Origin of the sequence: Photobacterium indicum, from assembly GCF_003026215.1 — a bacterium.
Taxonomy (GTDB): domain Bacteria; phylum Pseudomonadota; class Gammaproteobacteria; order Enterobacterales; family Vibrionaceae; genus Photobacterium; species Photobacterium indicum.
Map to the genome: position 1 here is coordinate 46,312 of NZ_PYOC01000006.1, position 18,104 is coordinate 64,415.

Annotated in this window: 18 protein-coding genes; 9 read left to right on the top strand and 9 right to left on the bottom strand. The window is 42.8% G+C overall.

Annotation, left to right across the window (positions count from 1 at the left end; all coding sequences use genetic code 11):
- Positions 1 to 13: 13 nt before the first annotated feature.
- The 3 genes from C9J47_RS16290 to C9J47_RS16300 all read right to left on the bottom strand — a co-directional run bounded on the left by C9J47_RS16290 (position 14) and on the right by C9J47_RS16300 (position 3,387).
- Positions 14 to 1,447 carry a coniferyl aldehyde dehydrogenase gene (locus C9J47_RS16290; protein ID WP_107254457.1) on the bottom strand — a complete coding sequence of 478 codons (1,434 nt, stop codon included), beginning with the start codon at positions 1,445 to 1,447 and terminating at the stop codon, positions 14 to 16.
- A 153-nt stretch (positions 1,448 to 1,600) separates the two neighbouring features.
- Entirely contained in the window at positions 1,601 to 2,182 is a 582-nt protein-coding gene (locus tag C9J47_RS16295) for a tRNA-uridine aminocarboxypropyltransferase (protein ID WP_107254458.1), read from the bottom strand.
- Between the two features lie 110 nt (positions 2,183 to 2,292).
- On the bottom strand, positions 2,293 to 3,387 hold the full coding sequence (locus C9J47_RS16300; protein WP_107254459.1) for a COG3650 family protein: 1,095 nt from the start codon (positions 3,385 to 3,387) through the stop codon (positions 2,293 to 2,295).
- 60 nt (positions 3,388 to 3,447) lie between these two features.
- Between C9J47_RS16300 and C9J47_RS16305 the strand changes: the two genes are divergently transcribed.
- Positions 3,448 to 3,906, top strand: coding sequence for an EVE domain-containing protein (locus C9J47_RS16305; RefSeq protein ID WP_107254460.1), 459 nt, complete (start codon positions 3,448 to 3,450; stop codon positions 3,904 to 3,906).
- Between the two features lie 78 nt (positions 3,907 to 3,984).
- On the opposite strand, the gene C9J47_RS16310 is transcribed toward C9J47_RS16305, so the two are convergent.
- Together C9J47_RS16310 and C9J47_RS16315 are read right to left on the bottom strand one after the other, a co-directional pair.
- Positions 3,985 to 4,782, bottom strand: coding sequence for a Cof-type HAD-IIB family hydrolase (locus tag C9J47_RS16310; protein WP_107254461.1), 798 nt, complete (start codon positions 4,780 to 4,782; stop codon positions 3,985 to 3,987).
- 136 nt (positions 4,783 to 4,918) lie between these two features.
- On the bottom strand, positions 4,919 to 5,923 hold the full coding sequence (locus tag C9J47_RS16315; RefSeq protein WP_107254462.1) for an alpha/beta fold hydrolase: 1,005 nt from the start codon (positions 5,921 to 5,923) through the stop codon (positions 4,919 to 4,921).
- A gap of 271 nt (positions 5,924 to 6,194) precedes the next feature.
- On the opposite strand from C9J47_RS16315, the gene rhtB reads away from it, so the two are divergent.
- Both rhtB and C9J47_RS16325 read left to right on the top strand, forming a co-directional pair.
- On the top strand, positions 6,195 to 6,812 hold the full coding sequence (gene rhtB / locus C9J47_RS16320) for a homoserine/homoserine lactone efflux protein (RefSeq protein ID WP_107254463.1): 618 nt from the start codon (positions 6,195 to 6,197) through the stop codon (positions 6,810 to 6,812).
- Between the two features lie 41 nt (positions 6,813 to 6,853).
- Complete coding sequence (locus tag C9J47_RS16325) at positions 6,854 to 8,068, top strand: EAL and HDOD domain-containing protein (RefSeq protein ID WP_107254464.1); 1,215 nt, start codon at positions 6,854 to 6,856, stop codon at positions 8,066 to 8,068.
- 10 nt (positions 8,069 to 8,078) lie between these two features.
- On the opposite strand, the gene C9J47_RS16330 is transcribed toward C9J47_RS16325, so the two are convergent.
- The 3 genes from C9J47_RS16330 to C9J47_RS16340 all read right to left on the bottom strand — a co-directional run bounded on the left by C9J47_RS16330 (position 8,079) and on the right by C9J47_RS16340 (position 11,731).
- Positions 8,079 to 8,963: a patatin-like phospholipase family protein gene (locus tag C9J47_RS16330; protein WP_107254465.1), complete on the bottom strand. Its 885-nt coding sequence runs from the start codon at positions 8,961 to 8,963 to the stop codon at positions 8,079 to 8,081.
- A gap of 98 nt (positions 8,964 to 9,061) precedes the next feature.
- On the bottom strand, positions 9,062 to 9,943 hold the full coding sequence (locus C9J47_RS16335; RefSeq protein WP_107254466.1) for a LysR family transcriptional regulator: 882 nt from the start codon (positions 9,941 to 9,943) through the stop codon (positions 9,062 to 9,064).
- Positions 9,944 to 10,132: 189 nt separating this feature from the next.
- A complete protein-coding gene (locus C9J47_RS16340) occupies positions 10,133 to 11,731 on the bottom strand; it encodes an AbgT family transporter (protein WP_107254467.1) in 1,599 nt (532 codons plus the stop codon).
- A 526-nt stretch (positions 11,732 to 12,257) separates the two neighbouring features.
- Here C9J47_RS16340 and C9J47_RS16345 point away from each other — a divergent pair.
- Together C9J47_RS16345 and C9J47_RS16350 are read left to right on the top strand one after the other, a co-directional pair.
- The gene (locus C9J47_RS16345; RefSeq protein ID WP_107254468.1) at positions 12,258 to 12,980 is read left to right on the top strand and encodes an SDR family oxidoreductase; all 723 of its coding nucleotides are present in this window, start codon (positions 12,258 to 12,260) and stop codon (positions 12,978 to 12,980) included.
- A 156-nt stretch (positions 12,981 to 13,136) separates the two neighbouring features.
- Positions 13,137 to 14,141 (top strand): acyltransferase, encoded by a 1,005-nt coding sequence (locus tag C9J47_RS16350; RefSeq protein ID WP_107254469.1) that lies wholly within the window; start codon positions 13,137 to 13,139, stop codon positions 14,139 to 14,141.
- Positions 14,142 to 14,222: 81 nt separating this feature from the next.
- Here C9J47_RS16350 and C9J47_RS16355 read toward each other — a convergent pair whose 3' ends face one another.
- Positions 14,223 to 14,555 carry a DUF2500 domain-containing protein gene (locus C9J47_RS16355; RefSeq protein ID WP_107254470.1) on the bottom strand — a complete coding sequence of 111 codons (333 nt, stop codon included), beginning with the start codon at positions 14,553 to 14,555 and terminating at the stop codon, positions 14,223 to 14,225.
- A gap of 355 nt (positions 14,556 to 14,910) precedes the next feature.
- Here C9J47_RS16355 and C9J47_RS16360 point away from each other — a divergent pair, with 355 nt between their 5' ends.
- The 4 genes from C9J47_RS16360 (at position 14,911) to C9J47_RS16380 (ending at position 17,996) form a co-directional block, all read left to right on the top strand.
- The gene (locus tag C9J47_RS16360; protein ID WP_107254471.1) at positions 14,911 to 15,276 is read left to right on the top strand and encodes a DUF4145 domain-containing protein; all 366 of its coding nucleotides are present in this window, start codon (positions 14,911 to 14,913) and stop codon (positions 15,274 to 15,276) included.
- Positions 15,277 to 16,580: 1,304 nt separating this feature from the next.
- Positions 16,581 to 17,204: a lysoplasmalogenase gene (locus C9J47_RS16370; protein ID WP_107254472.1), complete on the top strand. Its 624-nt coding sequence runs from the start codon at positions 16,581 to 16,583 to the stop codon at positions 17,202 to 17,204.
- A 116-nt stretch (positions 17,205 to 17,320) separates the two neighbouring features.
- On the top strand, positions 17,321 to 17,632 hold the full coding sequence (locus C9J47_RS16375) for a putative signal transducing protein (protein ID WP_107254473.1): 312 nt from the start codon (positions 17,321 to 17,323) through the stop codon (positions 17,630 to 17,632).
- A 121-nt stretch (positions 17,633 to 17,753) separates the two neighbouring features.
- Complete coding sequence (locus C9J47_RS16380) at positions 17,754 to 17,996, top strand: YecH family metal-binding protein (RefSeq protein WP_011216966.1); 243 nt, start codon at positions 17,754 to 17,756, stop codon at positions 17,994 to 17,996.
- Positions 17,997 to 18,104: the final 108 nt, after the last annotated feature.

The window sequence follows — 18,104 nt, forward strand, 5'->3', positions numbered from 1 at the left end:
TAAATTCCCAAATTTATCGAAGGAAGAAAGCTAACATCAGCTTTTGGATCCAGCCACCATAAGGTGGGGTCACTAATTTAGCGGTATTTATTTTACCGCGACTCAAAATTGTTTTCGCTTTCGAGAACGTTAAGAACCCTTCTTTACCATGATAATGCCCCATACCGGAAGGGCCGATACCACCAAACGGTGCATCATCGGCAGCAACGTGGAAGACTGACTCGTTAATACACATTCCGCCTGAATGGGTGGTGGTTTTAATGCGTTGTTGTAGCTCTGCATCAAAACTCATTAGGTATAACGCCAGCGGACGAGGACGTTGCTGAATATAATCTAATGCCTGATCAATTGTCTTATAAGGCACTATTGGCAATATTGGACCAAATATTTCATCTTGCATGACGGTCATATCATCATTGGTATTCAACAATATATGGGTGACCATACGATGTTGCTGATCATCTCGACTATTTTCATGGCAAGGAATCACTGTGGCGCCTTTGCTTTTGGCATCTTCAAGCCAAGCAGTTAGGCGTTGATATTGGCGCTGATTGATCACCGACGTGAAGTCTTTATTCGCCGTCCCCTTTGGGTACATCTTATTGAATTGTTTTTTGTACTCTGTAATAAAATCGTCCACTTTACCTTCTGGGACTAATGCGTAATCAGGGGCGACACAAATCTGGCCACCATTAAGGCTTTTGCCATAAATCATCCGCTCAACAGCGATATTCAACGGTATATCGGGGGCAATAATGGTGGGTGATTTACCACCTAGTTCGAGTGTGACTGGAGTGAGGTTATCAGCTGCTGCGCGCATAACATGGCGGCCAACGGTCGTTGAACCCGTGAAAATCAGGTGATCAAACGGTAATGCGGTAAATGCCGCGGCGATATCGGCTTCACCTTCAAAAACCGCTACGTGTTTGTTATCAAATGCCGATGCCAGCAATTCACGCAGTACAATGTTGGTTGCAGGGGTGAATTCACTGAGCTTAATCATGGCGCGATTACCCGCGGCTAAGGCGGTGATTAATGGCCCAAGGCTGAGCATTACTGGGAAATTCCACGGTACTACAATTCCGATAACCCCAAGTGGTTGATACACCACTTCCACTTTGGCTGGCGCTAACAATAAGCCAGCATGGCGCTTCGAGGGTTTCATCCACTTTTTTAAGTGTTTAATGGTGTAGCTAATATTCATGACGCAGGGCAGTACATCAGCCATGAGGCTGTCTTGTTCGCTACGTTGTCCGTAATCTTGATTCAGTGCCTCACACAGTGCTGTTTTGTTGGCTAACAAGGCTTGTTTAAGCGCCTTTAGCTGGGTGATTCGTTCAGCGTAGTCTGGCATTGAGTGAGCAGAATAACTCGCACGTTGTTCGTGTAATGTATTTTGCATTGCCGCGATGTCTAATTTGGTGACGACGTTTTCTGCTACTGTCATTGATATTGCCTCATGAGTGATTGGTCACAAAGATCCTGAACAGTTCGATGTCGTGTCGAAACAATACCCGTCACCGACTGATTAGTCGGTTTCAGTATAGTGCATTTAACGTGCGATGCAAATTTGTACAATAATCGTTGTGATTGTCGTAACTCAGTGTTTAGTATGACCACTTTTCTCTGCATGAAATACTTCAATAAAGGTACTGAAGTATTGTTCTAGCTTGGCTGCTTGTTGTGGTTGGTTGGTCAATGAAAGTAATGCTATGCCTGCTTCACAAGTACACAAATTGCCAGCCTGCTGATTACGGCGTAGCTGATATTCAGACATGGATTTTGGCGTTAGGCTCAACCGTGGCAGCGCGGCTAACCATGGGCTTTTACGTACCATTTTTCGTGCTTCTTGCCAGGTCGCATCAAGAATGACAAACAACGGTATTTTCTGATCCGTTGGCTGAAAATCACTGGCTGGGTGCGTTTCATCACTAGGAAATAATAACCAAGGATCAAATTGAGGATTGGTTAATTGTTGGATGAGTTCGCTCGGAGGAGTCACCCGATCCCAGATGACGCGGCGGCAATGAGGTAGAGTACGTTCCATTAAGACTCCGGTATTGGTGTCTTTGTTCAGTTCTTTGGGGTGAGTCAGTAAAACAAAATGCGCAGCACTGGTGAGTGATTGGGGTTCAGCATGGCAAATACAGTTGTGTTGGAAACCACAGCGCGGGCAAGGCATAAACGTTCTCTTTAAATAAAAATGACATAACGAAAACGGGAAGCGGCTCCACTTCCCAAAGGTAACCGCAATATTATATCAAGCCACACATGTATTGCTTGAATCCAGCTTTATTGTTTCTCGAGCTGCAAACCGTCACTGCCTAGGCTATACGTTTGGCCGTTCACCACTTCTTCTGTGGTGATTAGCGTATTGCCGTCTAACGTAAAGAAACGTTCGCCATTTAAACGGCGCCCTTGATGGTGGGTCATCATGACTTGCACTGTATCTTGACTGGCTTGTTGCCAGAATCCTGTTTCAACAAGGCTATTATCACCATTCGTATAGGCGTACGTTGTGGTCGCTGAATGATCTGGCTTAAGTACTAAGGTGGTGGTTAAACCTGTATTTTTGGTGGCTTGAGCACTACTTTGATATTCGCCAATCCAATTCAAAGTGACATCGGTAGCGCCAATGGTCGCGCAACCTTTGAATTGTTTACCTTGCCACTCTAATGCGGATTGCCAACCAAACAATGCATCGCTCATGGTATCGTTACATTGTGCTTTGGTAAGGGTCAGGTTGAAATCGCTGCCTGTATATTGCTGTTTACCCGAGATGGATGATGTTGAGGTAATTGCTTGGTTTTGGCGCTCTTTACCCATTTGAATTAAGGTGACTTGCTTATTTTTGATTTCAGCAGCCCAACCGGGTTCGTTGCCAAAGGCACGTGTCGTGTGCGGTTGTTGTTTACAGCCGCCACTCATTTCAGCAGAAATCATGTTGATTTGTTTTACTGTAAAGCGACCATCGTAGTTAGCGGTAAAGCCTTCTGCAGGGGCGGGCTCTAAGAAGCCAATCATTTCAGCATACATGGCTTGGTAGCCGTTTGGGGCGATTTTTGCAAGTGAGGCACGGTCAGATATTGCTGTTGTTAGCCAATATTGTTGCGTGCTACCGCAAGGTTGAATGCTATTACTTTCATGACCGAGCGTCACCATGCCTCGCATCATAAAGGCTTGCACTTTTCCACTTGCCTGAATGCTTGTATTAATTGTCTCCGTATTTGCAGTCGTCGTTGAACTGCTACCGAGTTGCGTTGGCTCTTTAGGGGGTGTGAGATCGATCATGCCCGATGTGGATGACGAAGGGGTAGATGTCGAGCAGCCTGTTAAGGCAATAAGAGCGGCAATAGGTAACGCTGTTCGCATCCGTGGATGTGTCATGCAAATCCCTCTTCATGTTAGGCTTGAGTGAAAGTACTTTATATTACAACGAGAATGATTATGGGCTATTGGTTATTTAAAACAGAACCAGAGACCTTTTCCATAGACACTTTAAAGCAGCAAAAAGTTTCGTGTTGGGAAGGGGTTCGTAACTATCAGGCACGGAATATGATGCGTGATCTGGTTAAATTGGGCGATCAGATCTTTATTTATCATTCATCGTGTAAAGAGGTGGGGGTGGCTGGTATTGCTACCGTGGTGAAAGAAGCCTATCCCGATCATTTTCAATTTGATCCGACCTGCCCGTATTTTGACCCTAAATCAGATCCTGAAAATCCTCGTTGGATAATGGTCGATGTGGAATATCAGCGTCATTTACGACTTGTTTCACTAAAACGAATGAAAGCCAATCCGTTGTTAGAAGAGATGCCTTTAGTGAAACGAGGTAATCGATTGAGCATTATGCCAGTGACTGAAGCTCAGTGGCTGGCAATATTACAAATGACAGGGCAATTCTAACCATTAAACGTATCTGAAAAAATGCTCAAAAAAGGCTGCGTTGGCAGCCTTCTTATATGATTCACTGTAAAAAGATGCTTATAACAGGTTGTCTGCTAAGTAATGCGCTACGGCTTCATCAGCACAAGAGCCGATAACTTCATTGTTGGGTAAGGCTTTTTTTACTTTGTCGTGAGAGGTTTCCATCACTAACCCTTTACCTGCCATTGACAGCATTTCAGCATCATTCATGCCGTCACCAAATGCGAGGCAGTTTTGCAATGCATAGCCTTTTTCTTTCGCAACCGCTTCTAGCGCATGACCTTTTGATACGCCAGCATCCATCACTTCTAAGCACCAAGGGGTCGAGAATGCGATATTAGCACGGCTGCCAAAATGTTCATTAAGGCGATCTTCCCATTCAACCAGCTTGTCATGATCGTGGTCATCACGAGTGAGAAATATTTTAGCCACACCTTCTAATGGAGGGTTTTCGACATCAAAAAGTTGGTAACTAAACGTATCATGAAATTCGCTTAGCGATTTATCTTCCATATTTAATAGCCAATCGTCGTTGCGATAGATATGGATTTTGAGGGCTGGATCCGTTTTGGTTAATGCAATCACGCCTGCGATGACTTCTGCTTGAACATTTTGTTGGAAGATCAACTCGCCTTTACAATTATGCACACGTGCACCATTAGAGGTGATCATGTACGCAGGAATACCGATATGTTCACGCATACCTGCAACATCAATATGGTGGCGGCCTGTGGCGAACACAAAATCTTTACCTTGCAGGTGTAAGCGATTTAAGACGTCTTTAGTGAATGGCGCAATTTTGTGGTCAGGAGTAAGTAGCGTACCGTCTAGATCTGAAGCAACAATCTTGTACATGAATATTCTCGCAATGAAAGCAGGGGTCAGATACACACAATAACCTCTGTACCTGATTGGTATGATGAATTCTAAACCAGTTTACGTCAGAAAAAAGAGGCTAATGTGTGATTTCATAATTTCCGCTTTTACTCGTTTATGTTGATGATGTGCTGTTGTCGTGGTTCAAATGAGAAAAAGTCGCGGCCAACACGGTATTACGATAAGCATCTTTTTCGAACAATAACTCGTGACGCGCGCCATTAATGGTTTTTAATTCACACGAGCGATTGGCTTGGTTCATGGCTTGGCAAAAACGATGGTGTGCTTGATTATCAACAATATTATCATCGCTCCCCTGAATGAGCAGTATAGGGGTAGCAATATTCGCCGCTTGTGTAATGCAGCGATTCGCAGCCGCCATACCTTGCCATACCCAGCGAGCACTGGGTCCGCCAATTTTTAATGCTGGTTTGTTTTCATATAAGTCGCGAAACCATTGATAACGTATCTGGCTTTGGCACAATTTATTATTCAGAAAAGGCTTGGGATAATAAGGTACTTGCCCTGGTGCATAATTAGGTTGGCGTTGTAATTGCTCAACGACACGTGCAAAAGGGGAAGCGATTGGCTTCATCCAATTAGACAATTGAATACCATGCATCGGTGCACTTAGTACCGCACGTTTAATCAATGATGGGTATTTTGCCAAGAATAAGGTTGAGATGGTTCCCCCCATTGAATGGCCAAGCAGAAAGTGTTGTTTATACTTTTTAGGGGTTACCACGGTATCAAAGAAGGTTTTTAGATCGGTAACATAATCATCAAACTCTTCAACGTGGCCTAATTCGTTATCTTTGGCTAAACGATCCGAGATACCCTGACCGCGATGGTCAATGGCATATACATCGTACCCTTGTTTGACTAAATCGTAGAAAAGTTCTTGGTATTTCCAATAGCTTTCGATACGACCATTCACCACAATAATCGCTTTATCATGGTTGTAGCCCGTCAGGCTTACCCAACCAATATTGAGATCATCGACACCTTTGAATGTGCCTTCCTGGCGTTGTTTCCACATTTCAGCTACTGGCCCAGACATTGTCTCGGCGTATCTGTCTTCTTGTGAAAAATCAAAATAATGTAAAGGTTGAGCTGTCATGTTTTCTCTCGGCCTGACGAAATAGGAAATGAATAATAAAAATGAAAGCCATTTGATTATAGAGTCATTAATTTGAATTAATGATTACAGTTAAATCATAGATAGGTCGCCTATATATTACTAATCTCTTTGATAATAGAGTATATCGTAAAGTGATACGGCAGAATAATGATCCACAGGTTGCTTTCACTGACATTCTACGGTTAACTTGCTTGGATCATGGGTAGTATTGATAGTTTTAACTTAAACAAATTCACTATGAGGTGTGGTTGTGGATATTGAAGTTTGGTTGGCATATTTAGCGACAGCAGTGGTATTTAGCGTTGCACCAGGCTCGGGCACAGTGAACTCGATCAGTAACGGCATGGTTTATGGCTTTCGCAAATCATTAGCGTCGATAGTCGGCCTACAAGCGGGATTGGCCTTTCATATTATACTGGTTGGGGTTGGCCTTGGGGCGATTGTTGCTCAATCTGAGATGGCATTTTCCATCATCAAATGGGTGGGGGTGATTTATCTTGTTTGGTTAGGCGTGCAAAAATGGCGAGAAAAAGCCGTTATTAGTCTCGATACACCCGCCGACAATGTGTCTGCTCAATCATTATTTCGCCAAGCCGTATTTGTGAATATGACCAACCCTAAAACGATTGTTTTTCTGGTGGCCTTATTTCCACAGTTTATTAATCCGAATGAACCGCAAATGATGCAGCTTATTATTTTGGGTGCGACAACAGTCTTGGTCGATACCTGCGTTATGCTGTGTTATGTATCACTAGCTTCTAAACTGACAGGGTATATACGATCTTCTCGTGTGATGAACACGTTGAACCGTGTGTTTGGCTCGATGTTTATTGGTTGTGGTGCATTGCTCGCATCAGCACGTGCTTAATGCTGATTTTCATTTACGGATAACAGGATACTTTAGTCGTCATGTATTCATACGTTGCACGCCAGCCCATCTTAAATCGTCAGCAACGTACCGTCGGCTACGAGTTATTATTCCGCGACGGTGAAAGTAATGCCTTTCCATTAATTGAAGCCAATAAAGCGACCTGTCGTTTGTTGGTTGAAAACTATATGGCAGTGGGCGATAACCAGGCAACAGCTGGCCAACGTACCTTTATTAACTTTCCTCATGAAAGCTTAATTCGTTTATTACCACTACTGCTGCCCAAAAGGCGGGTGGTGATTGAAGTGCTTGAAACCTGTATTCCTAATGACGAGTTATTTATTGCGATTAAGCACTTACACCGTAATGGTTACGTGATTGCATTAGATGATTTTGAAGCTTCGGCTGAATGGCAGCGTTTTCTACCTTATGTACATATTATTAAACTTGATTTGATCAAGTTAGGTCTCGAAAAATCGTGTGCATTTGTGGCTGAAAATAAGCACCGGAAAATAAAGTTTTTAGCTGAAAAAGTGGAAACACATCAAGATTTTCAAATATCACTGGATGCGGGCTTTCACTTTTTTCAGGGGTACTTTTTTAGTAAGCCAGAATTATTGAAAAATCGTCAAATTGAACCGCAAAAACTTACAACAGTTCGCTTACTGCAAGAAATTTGCCGTGAGCCAGTTAACTTTAAAAAGGTTGAGCAGATTATTGCCAGCGATGTCTCGTTGTCTTATTTATTACTGCGTTATGTAAATACCGCAACGACGCGCACTGTTGAGCCCATCAGTTCATTTAAACAAGCATTGGTGTATTTGGGCGAAGACAAAGTACGGATGTTTGTCGGGGTGGTTGCAACGGCACATGCCGCATTAAACAAACCGAAAGAGTTGTACTCAATGTCGCTGCAGCGGGCACGGATGTGCGAAGTGTTGGTGGCGAACAGTAATTTAAAGGCAAAATCTGAACAGGCATTTCTGACTGGGATGTTTTCATTATTGGACGCATTATTAGACAGCTCACTCGATCAGCTGCTGGCATTGTTACCCCTGCAAGATGAAGTACAAACCGCGTTATTGCATCATCAAGGTCAGCTTGGGCAGGTCTTGGCACTGTTAGATGCTTACGAGCAGGCTGACTGGGGCAAGGTCAGTGCATATTGTACTGAATTAGGTATACCAGAAATATTGGTGGCCAGTAGCCATCAGCAGGCGCTTGATTGGACCAATAACTACGAAAAGCTGTCGTAGTGTTTTCCTCTTAAACCATCAGCGCAGTATCATCAAAGCAATGCTCACCATGGCAAGGCACTATCCCACAAAGTCGATATCCCGCTTGTTGCCCCAGTAAATACCCGTGCTCCAGTTTACCTAGGTGGCGTGTCAGACGACCCACTTGAAAGGTTTTATTGGGGGCAATAATGGTTATTTCACAGTCAGCGGGTGGGTGCTGGATAAAGTCCAATGCTTCATTATAACGCTTGGCGCGATGCAACAAGGCTTCGGCTAATTGCGGGTGATGATGAAACATCGATCGTAATAACCATGGCACTTTGGTGTCACTTTTTCGGTAACCTAACGGTTGAGAAAGTACGACGGTTATTTTACGCGCCCCACGTCGATACGCCTCGATAACCGGAATTGAATCAGCAATGCCGCCGTCACTCATGGGCGTTTTATTTATTGTGGGGTAGTCACGATAAGCGAGCGGCAAAGCACACGATGCCATCATGACTTCTGCGACATTATTATGAGTGACCTCAGTGTATTCTGCCTGCCCAGTCTCAACGTTTGTGGTCGTTGCAAAAAAGGGAATCTTGCGTTGTTCGAATTGAAATAAATTGAGCGGTAATTCTCGGGTCGTTGTATTCCACAACCAGCGGATGTCGGTTAAGTGTCCGCCATGGGTAAAGCGAGAAAAGTTGATGAATTCAGGGCGACGAGAGTAATCAGTGATGATCCGATGGCTACGGCCATGATTGCCACTTAAGTACCCTAACAGGTTGGTTGAGCCCGCAGATACCCCCATTGCAAAATCAAACGGCATATAGCCATTTTCAAGAAAAGCATCCAATACGCCACTGGCAAATATTCCGCGCATTGCGCCGCCTTCTACGACTAGTGCTCTTGATGGGGTGCTATTCATGGGCAAAACCTGTGCTTCAAACCTTATAGAAGCACAAGCATAAATCTGACCAGTAATTTGAAACAGTCGATTTTACTTATCGTTGCGATAGATAAAACTTAACTCTCGGTGTTTTGCTCGGTAAGCACCGTACCGACCAGATCGCTGTGTGCGTATTGACTGAGTACTTTTACTGCTGCCGATAGCGCTGGATTGAGGGTTTTATTGGCGGGGTAACATAACCCTAAACGGCGAAACATACGGGGGCCATCAAGGGGAACAGTTACTAGTTCTTTGGCTGTTTCTAGTACACCAGTTGGTAGAAATGAAATACCTAATCCTGCTTGAACAAGGTGCATTACCTGCGTTTTATGTTCGGCTTTGGCGACTAAATTTACCGCCAAACCATCACAGGCTAATAGACCAATAGTTTGCTGGTGGGCTTCACACGGTGGGCACTCAATAAAGTCATGCTGATGCAGTTGCTGTGGTGTGACTTTATTCAGTGCAGCGAGTGGATGGTTGGGTAACATGCATAACACATAATCTTCATCCCACAGAGGTAAGAAGATTTCACCATCGGCCTTGAACATATCCAATGTGATACGCGCATCAGACTCAGCACTGTGATCGACTAACTCTAACAGCACATTGGGCACTTGTTGGGTCAATAAGGCTAAGAAGCGTGCCAGTTGGCTTTGACTCAGATCGGGGAAGTTGCCCAAAGTGAGCGGTAAGCATTCTGTTCGTTGCTGAAATAATTGTGGCAAACGATTGATGTCGTTAAGTAACCGAATCGCTAATGGGTAGAGGTAATGAGCTTCATCTGTAAGATTGACCCCTTTCTTATGGCGTATAAATAACGGTGTACTTAGCTCTTCTTCTAACTGCTTAATGGCATTGGAAATTGATGGCTGAGAAACAAAACAACGTTCAGCCGCAAAAGTAATATTCTTTTCTTCATAAACGGCAACAAAGAAACGAAGTAGACGCAGATCCATAATAGGTAGCCCAACGATGAAAAAGTATTTATATCCACGTTACCTCAAGATGCTTGTTTCAGCGAGAATTTGTTGGGCTCTAGGCAAGGTGTTCATTTCACGCGACGTTTCACCCGGTATCTTGAATCGCAGATAAGAAAAAGCCGAGATAATGATCTCGGCTTGAGGATGTTTATTATCTAAGGAAGATTAACCCGCGATATTAAAGTAGGTTGCTGAACCTGGACCTACCGGGATACCCAGAACAAATACCCATACGTAGAACATGATGCTCCAACCAATAACAAATATCATCGAGTAAGGCAGCATGATTGAAATCAGGGTGCCTAAACCAAGATTCTTCTGGTAGCGAGTAGCAACCGCCAGAATCATCCCGAAGTAGCTCATCATCGGTGTGATCAAGTTGGTGACAGAATCACCAATACGGTATGCCGCTTGAATCGTCTCTGGTGCGTAACCGACCAGCATTAGCATCGGAACAAAGATAGGTGCCGTTACTGCCCACTGTGCAGATGCAGAGCCGATCATTAGGTTAATGAAACCACACATCAAGATGAAGGCGAAGAACAGCATTGGGCCCGTTAGACCGATAGACTGTAGGAAGTCAGCACCACCAACGGCGAAGACTTGGCCAAAGTTTGTCCACTTGAAGAAAGCAACAAACTGTGCAGCAAAGAACACCAACACAATGTACATGCCCATGGTTGACATTGATTTAGACATCGCGTTGATCACATCGCGATCGTTCTTCATTGTGCCGACTGTTCTGCCATAAACAAAGCCTGGAATAGCAAAGAATACAAAAATGAACGCAACGATACCGCGAAGGAACGGAGATCCCGATACCAAGCCAGTATCAGGATGGCGAAGAATGCCATCTGCCGGAACGATAGTCAGTGCTAACAGTACTGATACAACAAGAGCGGCAAGACCAGCAAGCTTAAGACCTTTCTTTTCAAGATCGGTAAGCTTACCCATTTTATCGCCACCAAGGTCTTCACTTGCTTCCTCTGCATTGTATTTGCCTAGTTTTGGCTCAACAATTTTCTCGGTAACAAATGCGCCCATGATCGTGATTGCAAATGTTGATGCAAACATGAAGTACCAGTTCGCTTCAGGGCCAACAAGGTAGTTCGGATCGATCATTTGTGCTGCTGTTTCAGTGATACCCGAAAGCAGTGGGTCAACCGTGCCTAGTAATAAGTTGGCACTATAGCCGCCAGATACCCCCGCAAATGCTGCCGCTAAACCCGCAAGAGGGTGACGACCTAATGAGTGGAATAACATTGCAGCAAGAGGGATCAGAACCACATAGCCAAGCTCTGATGCGGTGTTTGAGATGATCCCCGCAAATACTACAACCAGCGTTACCATGCGACGAGATGCACCCATCACCAGGCCACGCATAGCAGCAGAAAGCAGGCCAGAGTATTCAGCAATCGCAACACCTAGCATGGCGACGAGTACCGTACCTAATGGTGCGAAACCTGTGAAGTTACTAACAAGGTTAGCAACAATAAGTTGTAAGCCTTCTGCGTTAAATAAGCTAATGACATGAATCATACCATCAGCTGCACGTCCCGCTGCGCCTTCTGGACGAGGGTCGATAACAGAAACGCCAAAATAACCGGCAATGCCAGAAGCGACTAAAATCGCCACACAAAAAAGTGCAAAAAGAGTGATTGGGTGAGGTAAAAGGTTTCCGAGAAATTCTACGGTATCAAGAAATCGGGTAAAGACCGTTTTCTTCTGCTGTTGTGGTGTTTGCTGTGAAGCTGATGAGTGCATCACTCCCTCCGTTATCGTTTTAATCCCATCAATGGGTACTTCTTTTCTGAGGCGAAAGGTTACGTCATTGTTAACGATATAAACAAAGGTAGATTTGTTTCTAAATGTTTCAATTGTTTGGTTTTTGTCTGCTCAAGGTTAAATTTATAGTCAAATGTCGCGGTATTAATATTATTCCGCAGTAAGTTATTCGGTAGGCATATGCGTTTGAATGCCCCTCCTGTGCCAGTTAACTCTTTGTCCTATAACGGATGGCTCTGAATACAGATGGCTTAATTTTTGTGTGGGTATTTGATGTGACAAAATGCGATGTTAGTCATTAAAACAATGTTTCAAATGGCCTTTTCTATAGCGTCACCGAGCTGTGGATGTGTATTGAAGGTTCTATCCATAGTTTTTTTTTATGGTAATCAGAAGAAATGGATATTTTTCAGTTAGAGATAAAGCATCTATATTTACCTCCATCAACATCACCGAACAGTGATAGTGATGAAATATCTTCTTATGTTTATGAAAGGGTTTATCTATGTCTAAGTCTCTAATTGTTATTACTGGTGCAAGTTCTGGTATCGGTGAAGCAACCGCTCGTAAATTATCAGCAGAAGGTCATCCCTTATTACTGTTGGCACGCCGAGTTGAACGCCTTGAAGCTCTGAACCTGCCTAATGCAATGTGCCGTAAAGTGGATGTGACCGATGCAGCAGCATTTTCAGCTGCGGTAAAAGAAGCCGAAGCACAGTTTGGTCCTGTTGATTGTTTAATTAACAATGCAGGCATGATGTTACTGGGTTTAGCGCATGATCAAGATCCTGCTGAATGGAAAACCATGTTCGATGTGAACGTAATGGGTCTACTAAACGGTATCCATGTCGTATTAGCAGATATGAAAGCGCGCCAGCACGGTACTGTGATTAATATTAGCTCTGTTGCTGGCCGTAAAACATTCCCAAGCCATGCTGCATATTGCGGTACTAAGTTTGCGGTTCATGCGATCACCGAAAATATCCGTGAAGAAGTCGCAGATGACAACGTACGCTTTATCACAATTGCACCGGGTGCTGTAGAAACCGAGCTTCTGAGCCATACCACAAGCAACGATATCAAAGATGGCTATGAAGAATGGAAAGAAGGCATGGGAGGGGTGATTGCCCCTTCAGATATTGCCAATGCAATCAGCTATGCGTACCAACAGCCACAAAACCTATGTATCCGTGAAATTGTTCTAGCAGCAACCCGCCAACAGCCGTAATTTTCCTTTGTTAATTTTGTGTTAGCTGTACCAAATAGTAAGAGTAAGTTCAGGTACTTACTCTTACTGGCTGCTATATTCAAACAAGAAAGTCGAAACACGCCGCTTTTATTTTGCGTGTTTCGACTTTATCGCTGAATACAGGAGCAGGTAAGGGTGAGGCAAAAAGTTTGGTATTTCGATATATTGCGGTGCTTGGCCGCTGTCGCCGTTGTGGTTATCCATGTGCTGGGACCATATCGTGATCAGCTGGGTATTATCCCTAACAGCGAGTGGATTACAGCGACAACTTTTAATAGCTTTAGCCGTTGGGCTGTGCCTATTTTCATTATGATCACCGGTGCATTAATGCTGAGTGACAGGCGTGAATTCGATGCCAAATACTATGTGAAGCGTCGTTTAGGCAAAGTGCTCTTACCTTTTGTTGTATGGTCAATATTCTATGCGGGATTATCGGGTTTCACCCTCGCTGGATTTGATGGCACAGTAGCACTTGATACGCTGGTAGCTTTACCGGTTCACGAAACCTATTATCACCTCGGCTTTTTCTACTACTTTATTCCACTCTATTTTATTATCCCTCTGTTTCAAATATTTGTTCGTAAGTATGAACAAAGCACAGTGATTGGCATGACGTGCCTTTGGCTAACACTGACCACGTTATTCCTCTTTAAAATTGATGGTCCATGGAGTCAGGAGTTGGTGCTCTACAGTGGTTATCTATTGATGGGCTATTGTTTGTTTCAGTATCGCTGGCCACCATTGAAATGGTTATTTCCCTTGGGTATAGCGGCACTCTTACTTACCGATTATATGGTCGTGAGTAAGAGTTTAGTGCTGGATGAATACACGGTGGGTCGATGGATGTCGTATAAAACACTGAATACCGTGATCATAGCCGCGATGATTTTTGCTGTATGCCAGCGTTACGGTGAGAATCTGGGGAATTTCTGGCAGTCAAAATTTGCCTTTATCAGTAAATACAGCCTAGGGGTATATTTGCTGCACCCCATTTTTTTATGGCCTGTTCGGGCGTTTGATCTGTATTTTGCTCACCCAATAATCATGATTCCATTTTGGACGATTATTTGTGGCGGTTTGGCCCTAGTATCCAGCTGGAGGTTGGCAAAAAGCCCTAAAACGGCATGGTTGGTCCCGTAGTTATAAGCAAAGCATAATGATGATAACGCGAGAGTGATATGTACTGCGTTATCAGCATTGTATTAGTCGATAGATGATGAGCTAGCTTCGTTGTAAGGCGAAATGTAAAAAGTCTCTGCCTTTATACGTCATCGTGCCTTGATCGCCAGAGTTGAGTGCATGGTAGTAATGAATGCCTACCATGAATTCTCGTTTGGGGCCTCCAGCGGTTGGTTGAACATAAATCCAATATTCTTCGTTATCTTCTCCGACTCTTGCACTAATGATTGGAGTGCTTTGTTTCTCGAGAATCGTCACATTAAGGGTTTGTTCAACGGCATTTTCACCGATGATATGACGGCGATAAAAGCGAACATAATAAAGAACTGAAAAAACCAGTAGCGTGATAATGACGAAAACAATCCATATCGGCATAACTCACCTCCTTGATAGTCAAATAAATGTGTGGATATAGGTGATAGAGCCCCCATTATTGTTGAGTAGTACAACAGTAAATATCAGAAGACGAGGAAATAGTGATCTGAAAGCACTTTTTGATGTATGAACATCAGAAAATTGGATCCAGATATATATTTAGTGAGCTTTGTTTCACGGTGAGCTTTTATCAAGCTGACCAGTAACGGAAAATATTGAATAATCAGATGACTTTCTACTTAGTGAAATTAATTTTTTGAAGGCTAAGCTAAAATCTAATGTAAATCAGTGTCACGATGCTTTGAATGGATTTTAAGTCGCTGTAAGGTAGAGAGAACAGGAAGAGAGGCTGCTTATGGCTAATATTGAAATGGTGGTAACGCGAACTCGACGTATTGAGCATTTATTACGTCAGCATTATCACGCTGAAGGAAAAGGACTGCATCAGTTAATTAGCAGTAGTGAAGAACGTTTACCTCATGAAATTGTGCCTAAGTTACGCTTTATCGCATCGGTTCGTAATAAAACGGTTCATGAAGACGGTTATAAACTTGATGACAAAAAAGGGTTTTTAGCTGCATGCAAGTTATGTGAAAAAGAGCTTACTCCGCGAAGTGGACGTTTTATATGGGGGGTAGCAGTATTTCTCGTACTCGGTTTTACAGCCCTAGCGATATGGTTTTATTCAGTCCATTGGCATCATATTAAGCTAGCACTTTAGAGTACACCGATATCACGATCTCATTCTGAAGGCCTTGTTATTTAACAGGGCTTTTTTTTCGTCGTTATATTTAAGATTATTTCCACCTTATTATTCATTTTTCTTACGCAAAAATGCTGACCACGGACTTATCCAGAAGGGTATTACGTCAAGATGGAGTGTCAGTGAGAATTGATGGACTTGTAATTAAGGCGTTGATTTAACAATATCGTTGCTCTGCATCAAAAACAAACAGGTATCGATTTTAAGAATTAATCACCCTTCGTTTCGGCTTAAATAGCATCATTCAGAAGAGGAATGATTGGAATGGGATATAGATGAGCAGTAGAAACAAAAATGGCGCCGAAAGGCGCCATTTTTATGGAATTTTTTTGAACTTAATAGATTACAGGCAGTGTCATCAGGCCCATTACTATTGCGATCATCACAAGTCCTTGTTTTTGAGAAGAAGTGAACATAGTAAGTCTCCTTGGTTAGCTGCTGTATTCATCTTGATAAAGAGAATAGCATCTTTTTTGGTGCTTAGGCAAGCTCAGGTTGACTTTTTGTGTAAAAAAGTGGTTTTAACTGAGGTTAATTGTCCATTTTGGCTCCTATAAACTGTATTTTTTAGTGTGTTCTTAATTTGAACGATTTGTTTTTTTGTTGCTGAGTTATCGCGTAACCTGTTGATTTTAATTGCTAATGTGATGGCGATTAATATTGCTTTTCGTCATGATAAAATTAACTATTTATTTATTGGATCATTATTGGGCTGGGGGTTGCTAGGTATCTTTTAGGTGGGTCGGTATTTTTTAAAGATGACATAATGAGATTTGTATTATATAAAACATGCAATAAACCACTGTTTTATTTCAGATTGTTGAATTTAATAGCATGGTATAAAACGATGAGGCATGTTTGGTAGGTCTGGCTTTGGTTCGGGTGTTTATATTGGTCGTTATGATTTTAAGTGGTTGATTTTAATTGCTTATTGTTTTCGTTATTATCATTCATGTAAGGTGGTTTAAGGCTGGTTTTTCATTGGAAGTCATACTAAATGATGAGGATTTTCACGAGTGGGGATCACCAATGCTTATTTTGGTAGGTTATCCAATAAGCATGCGTGGTTTATGGGGTAGTTTACGCATTCGATGAGTATTTAGTGTCTGTTTAATGTCAGGGATATAAATATGCAGCTGGAGGTGGATATGGCTAAAATTCATGATGGTTTTTCTAGCGGGATCTAGTTATGAAGGTTTTAAGCTAGACAATTGCGGTTGGGTTTCTACACTGTCTCGGCTTATAACTATATCGGTGATGCTATGTGGGTTTGGTTAGCCATCTCTCTATCGGGTTTATTACATATTAATGCGGCTTATCATGGGCCCAAATGGCAGTTTTACTTATTCAAGCCATTTACCATGGTGTTGTTACTGATTGTTGCTTGGCAAACAGGGCTAGGCAGTTTCTATCAACAAGCCATTTTTGGTGGTTTGTTATTCTCTATCATTGGGGATGTGTTGCTAATGCAACCCCAAAAGCGTTTTGTTCAGGGGCTCATCAGCTTCTTATTGGCCCATATTGTTTATTCGGTGGCTTTCTGGAGTCAGCTTTCAGGTAGTATCGTGTGGTGGTTACCCGCCATGTTATTTGCCGGGGGGATTATTGTCTTTCTGTTATTGCTGCCGTCTTTAGGGCGTTTAATCCTACCTGTTGCGGTTTATATCGCGATGATCACTCAAATGGCGTGGGCGGCGGGTGAGTTTTGGTTAACGGCTCAATCGACCGTTGGGCTATTGGCACTTGTTGGTGCGCTGATTTTTGTGATATCTGATATTTTATTGGCAATAGAGCACTTCCGTGGCTCTTTCAAGCATTCTGTCAGTGCGATTATGAGTACATACTTTTTAGCACAATCACTGTTTGTTGCTTCATTACTGTTGTAAATTATCTAACTTTTATTAAACCGCTGTTATCAGCGGTTTTTTTATACCTAAAATAAAAGAAAGAAGAATACTCAATGCTCGGTCTATTGAGGTAACTTGGGTATAGAGGAGCAATCATGTCGAAGCAATGGATTCAAGTGTACAGTGCGGCCAATAACCTAGAAGCGCACAGTTTAAAAGGGATGCTAGAGAGTGCATGTATCGCTGTTAGGCTTACTGGTGAGAGTCTAGGTTCAGCAGTGGGGGAATTACCTACTAATGCCGTTGAAGTCGGCTTATGGGTTGAACCAGAGTACACTGCTCTGGCGGGTCGCCTACTGCAAGATTATGAGCAGGCTGAATACCGTGATTGGATCTGTACGCAGTGTAATGAGACAAATGAAGGTCAGTTTGAAATATGTTGGCAGTGTGGGTGTGAAAAGCCGTAATAGTATAGATAGAAGCCAAACCATAACATGTACTTTAAATGCACTTATTTGTTTTGCATCAAATCAAAAAAAAATCAGCATGGTTTAATGGTTTAATACCCATAACGTAAAGAGTGTAATCATGAACCAATCTATTCACGCCCATACGGTACTTAATTTGTTGCTTGCAGAAGATGCAGAATACACCCTTGCTTCACTTAAGCATGCTGTTGAAGCTGAGTATGGTGAAGGTGTACGCTTTTATACTTGTAGCCAACAAGACTTAACATTTGATGCGTTGCTGTCATTTTTGCTCGATCGTCAGAAAGTGGTACTTCAGGGTGACATGATTACAGCGAACCGTGAGCGCATGTGTAGCCATTAATGACGGCTCGAAAAATATAACGATTATATTGTAAATAAGGTGGTGGTTTCTATCGTCACCTTTTTGTTCATTTGTTATACTCCGCCTTTCTTAATTCAGCTGTTCAGC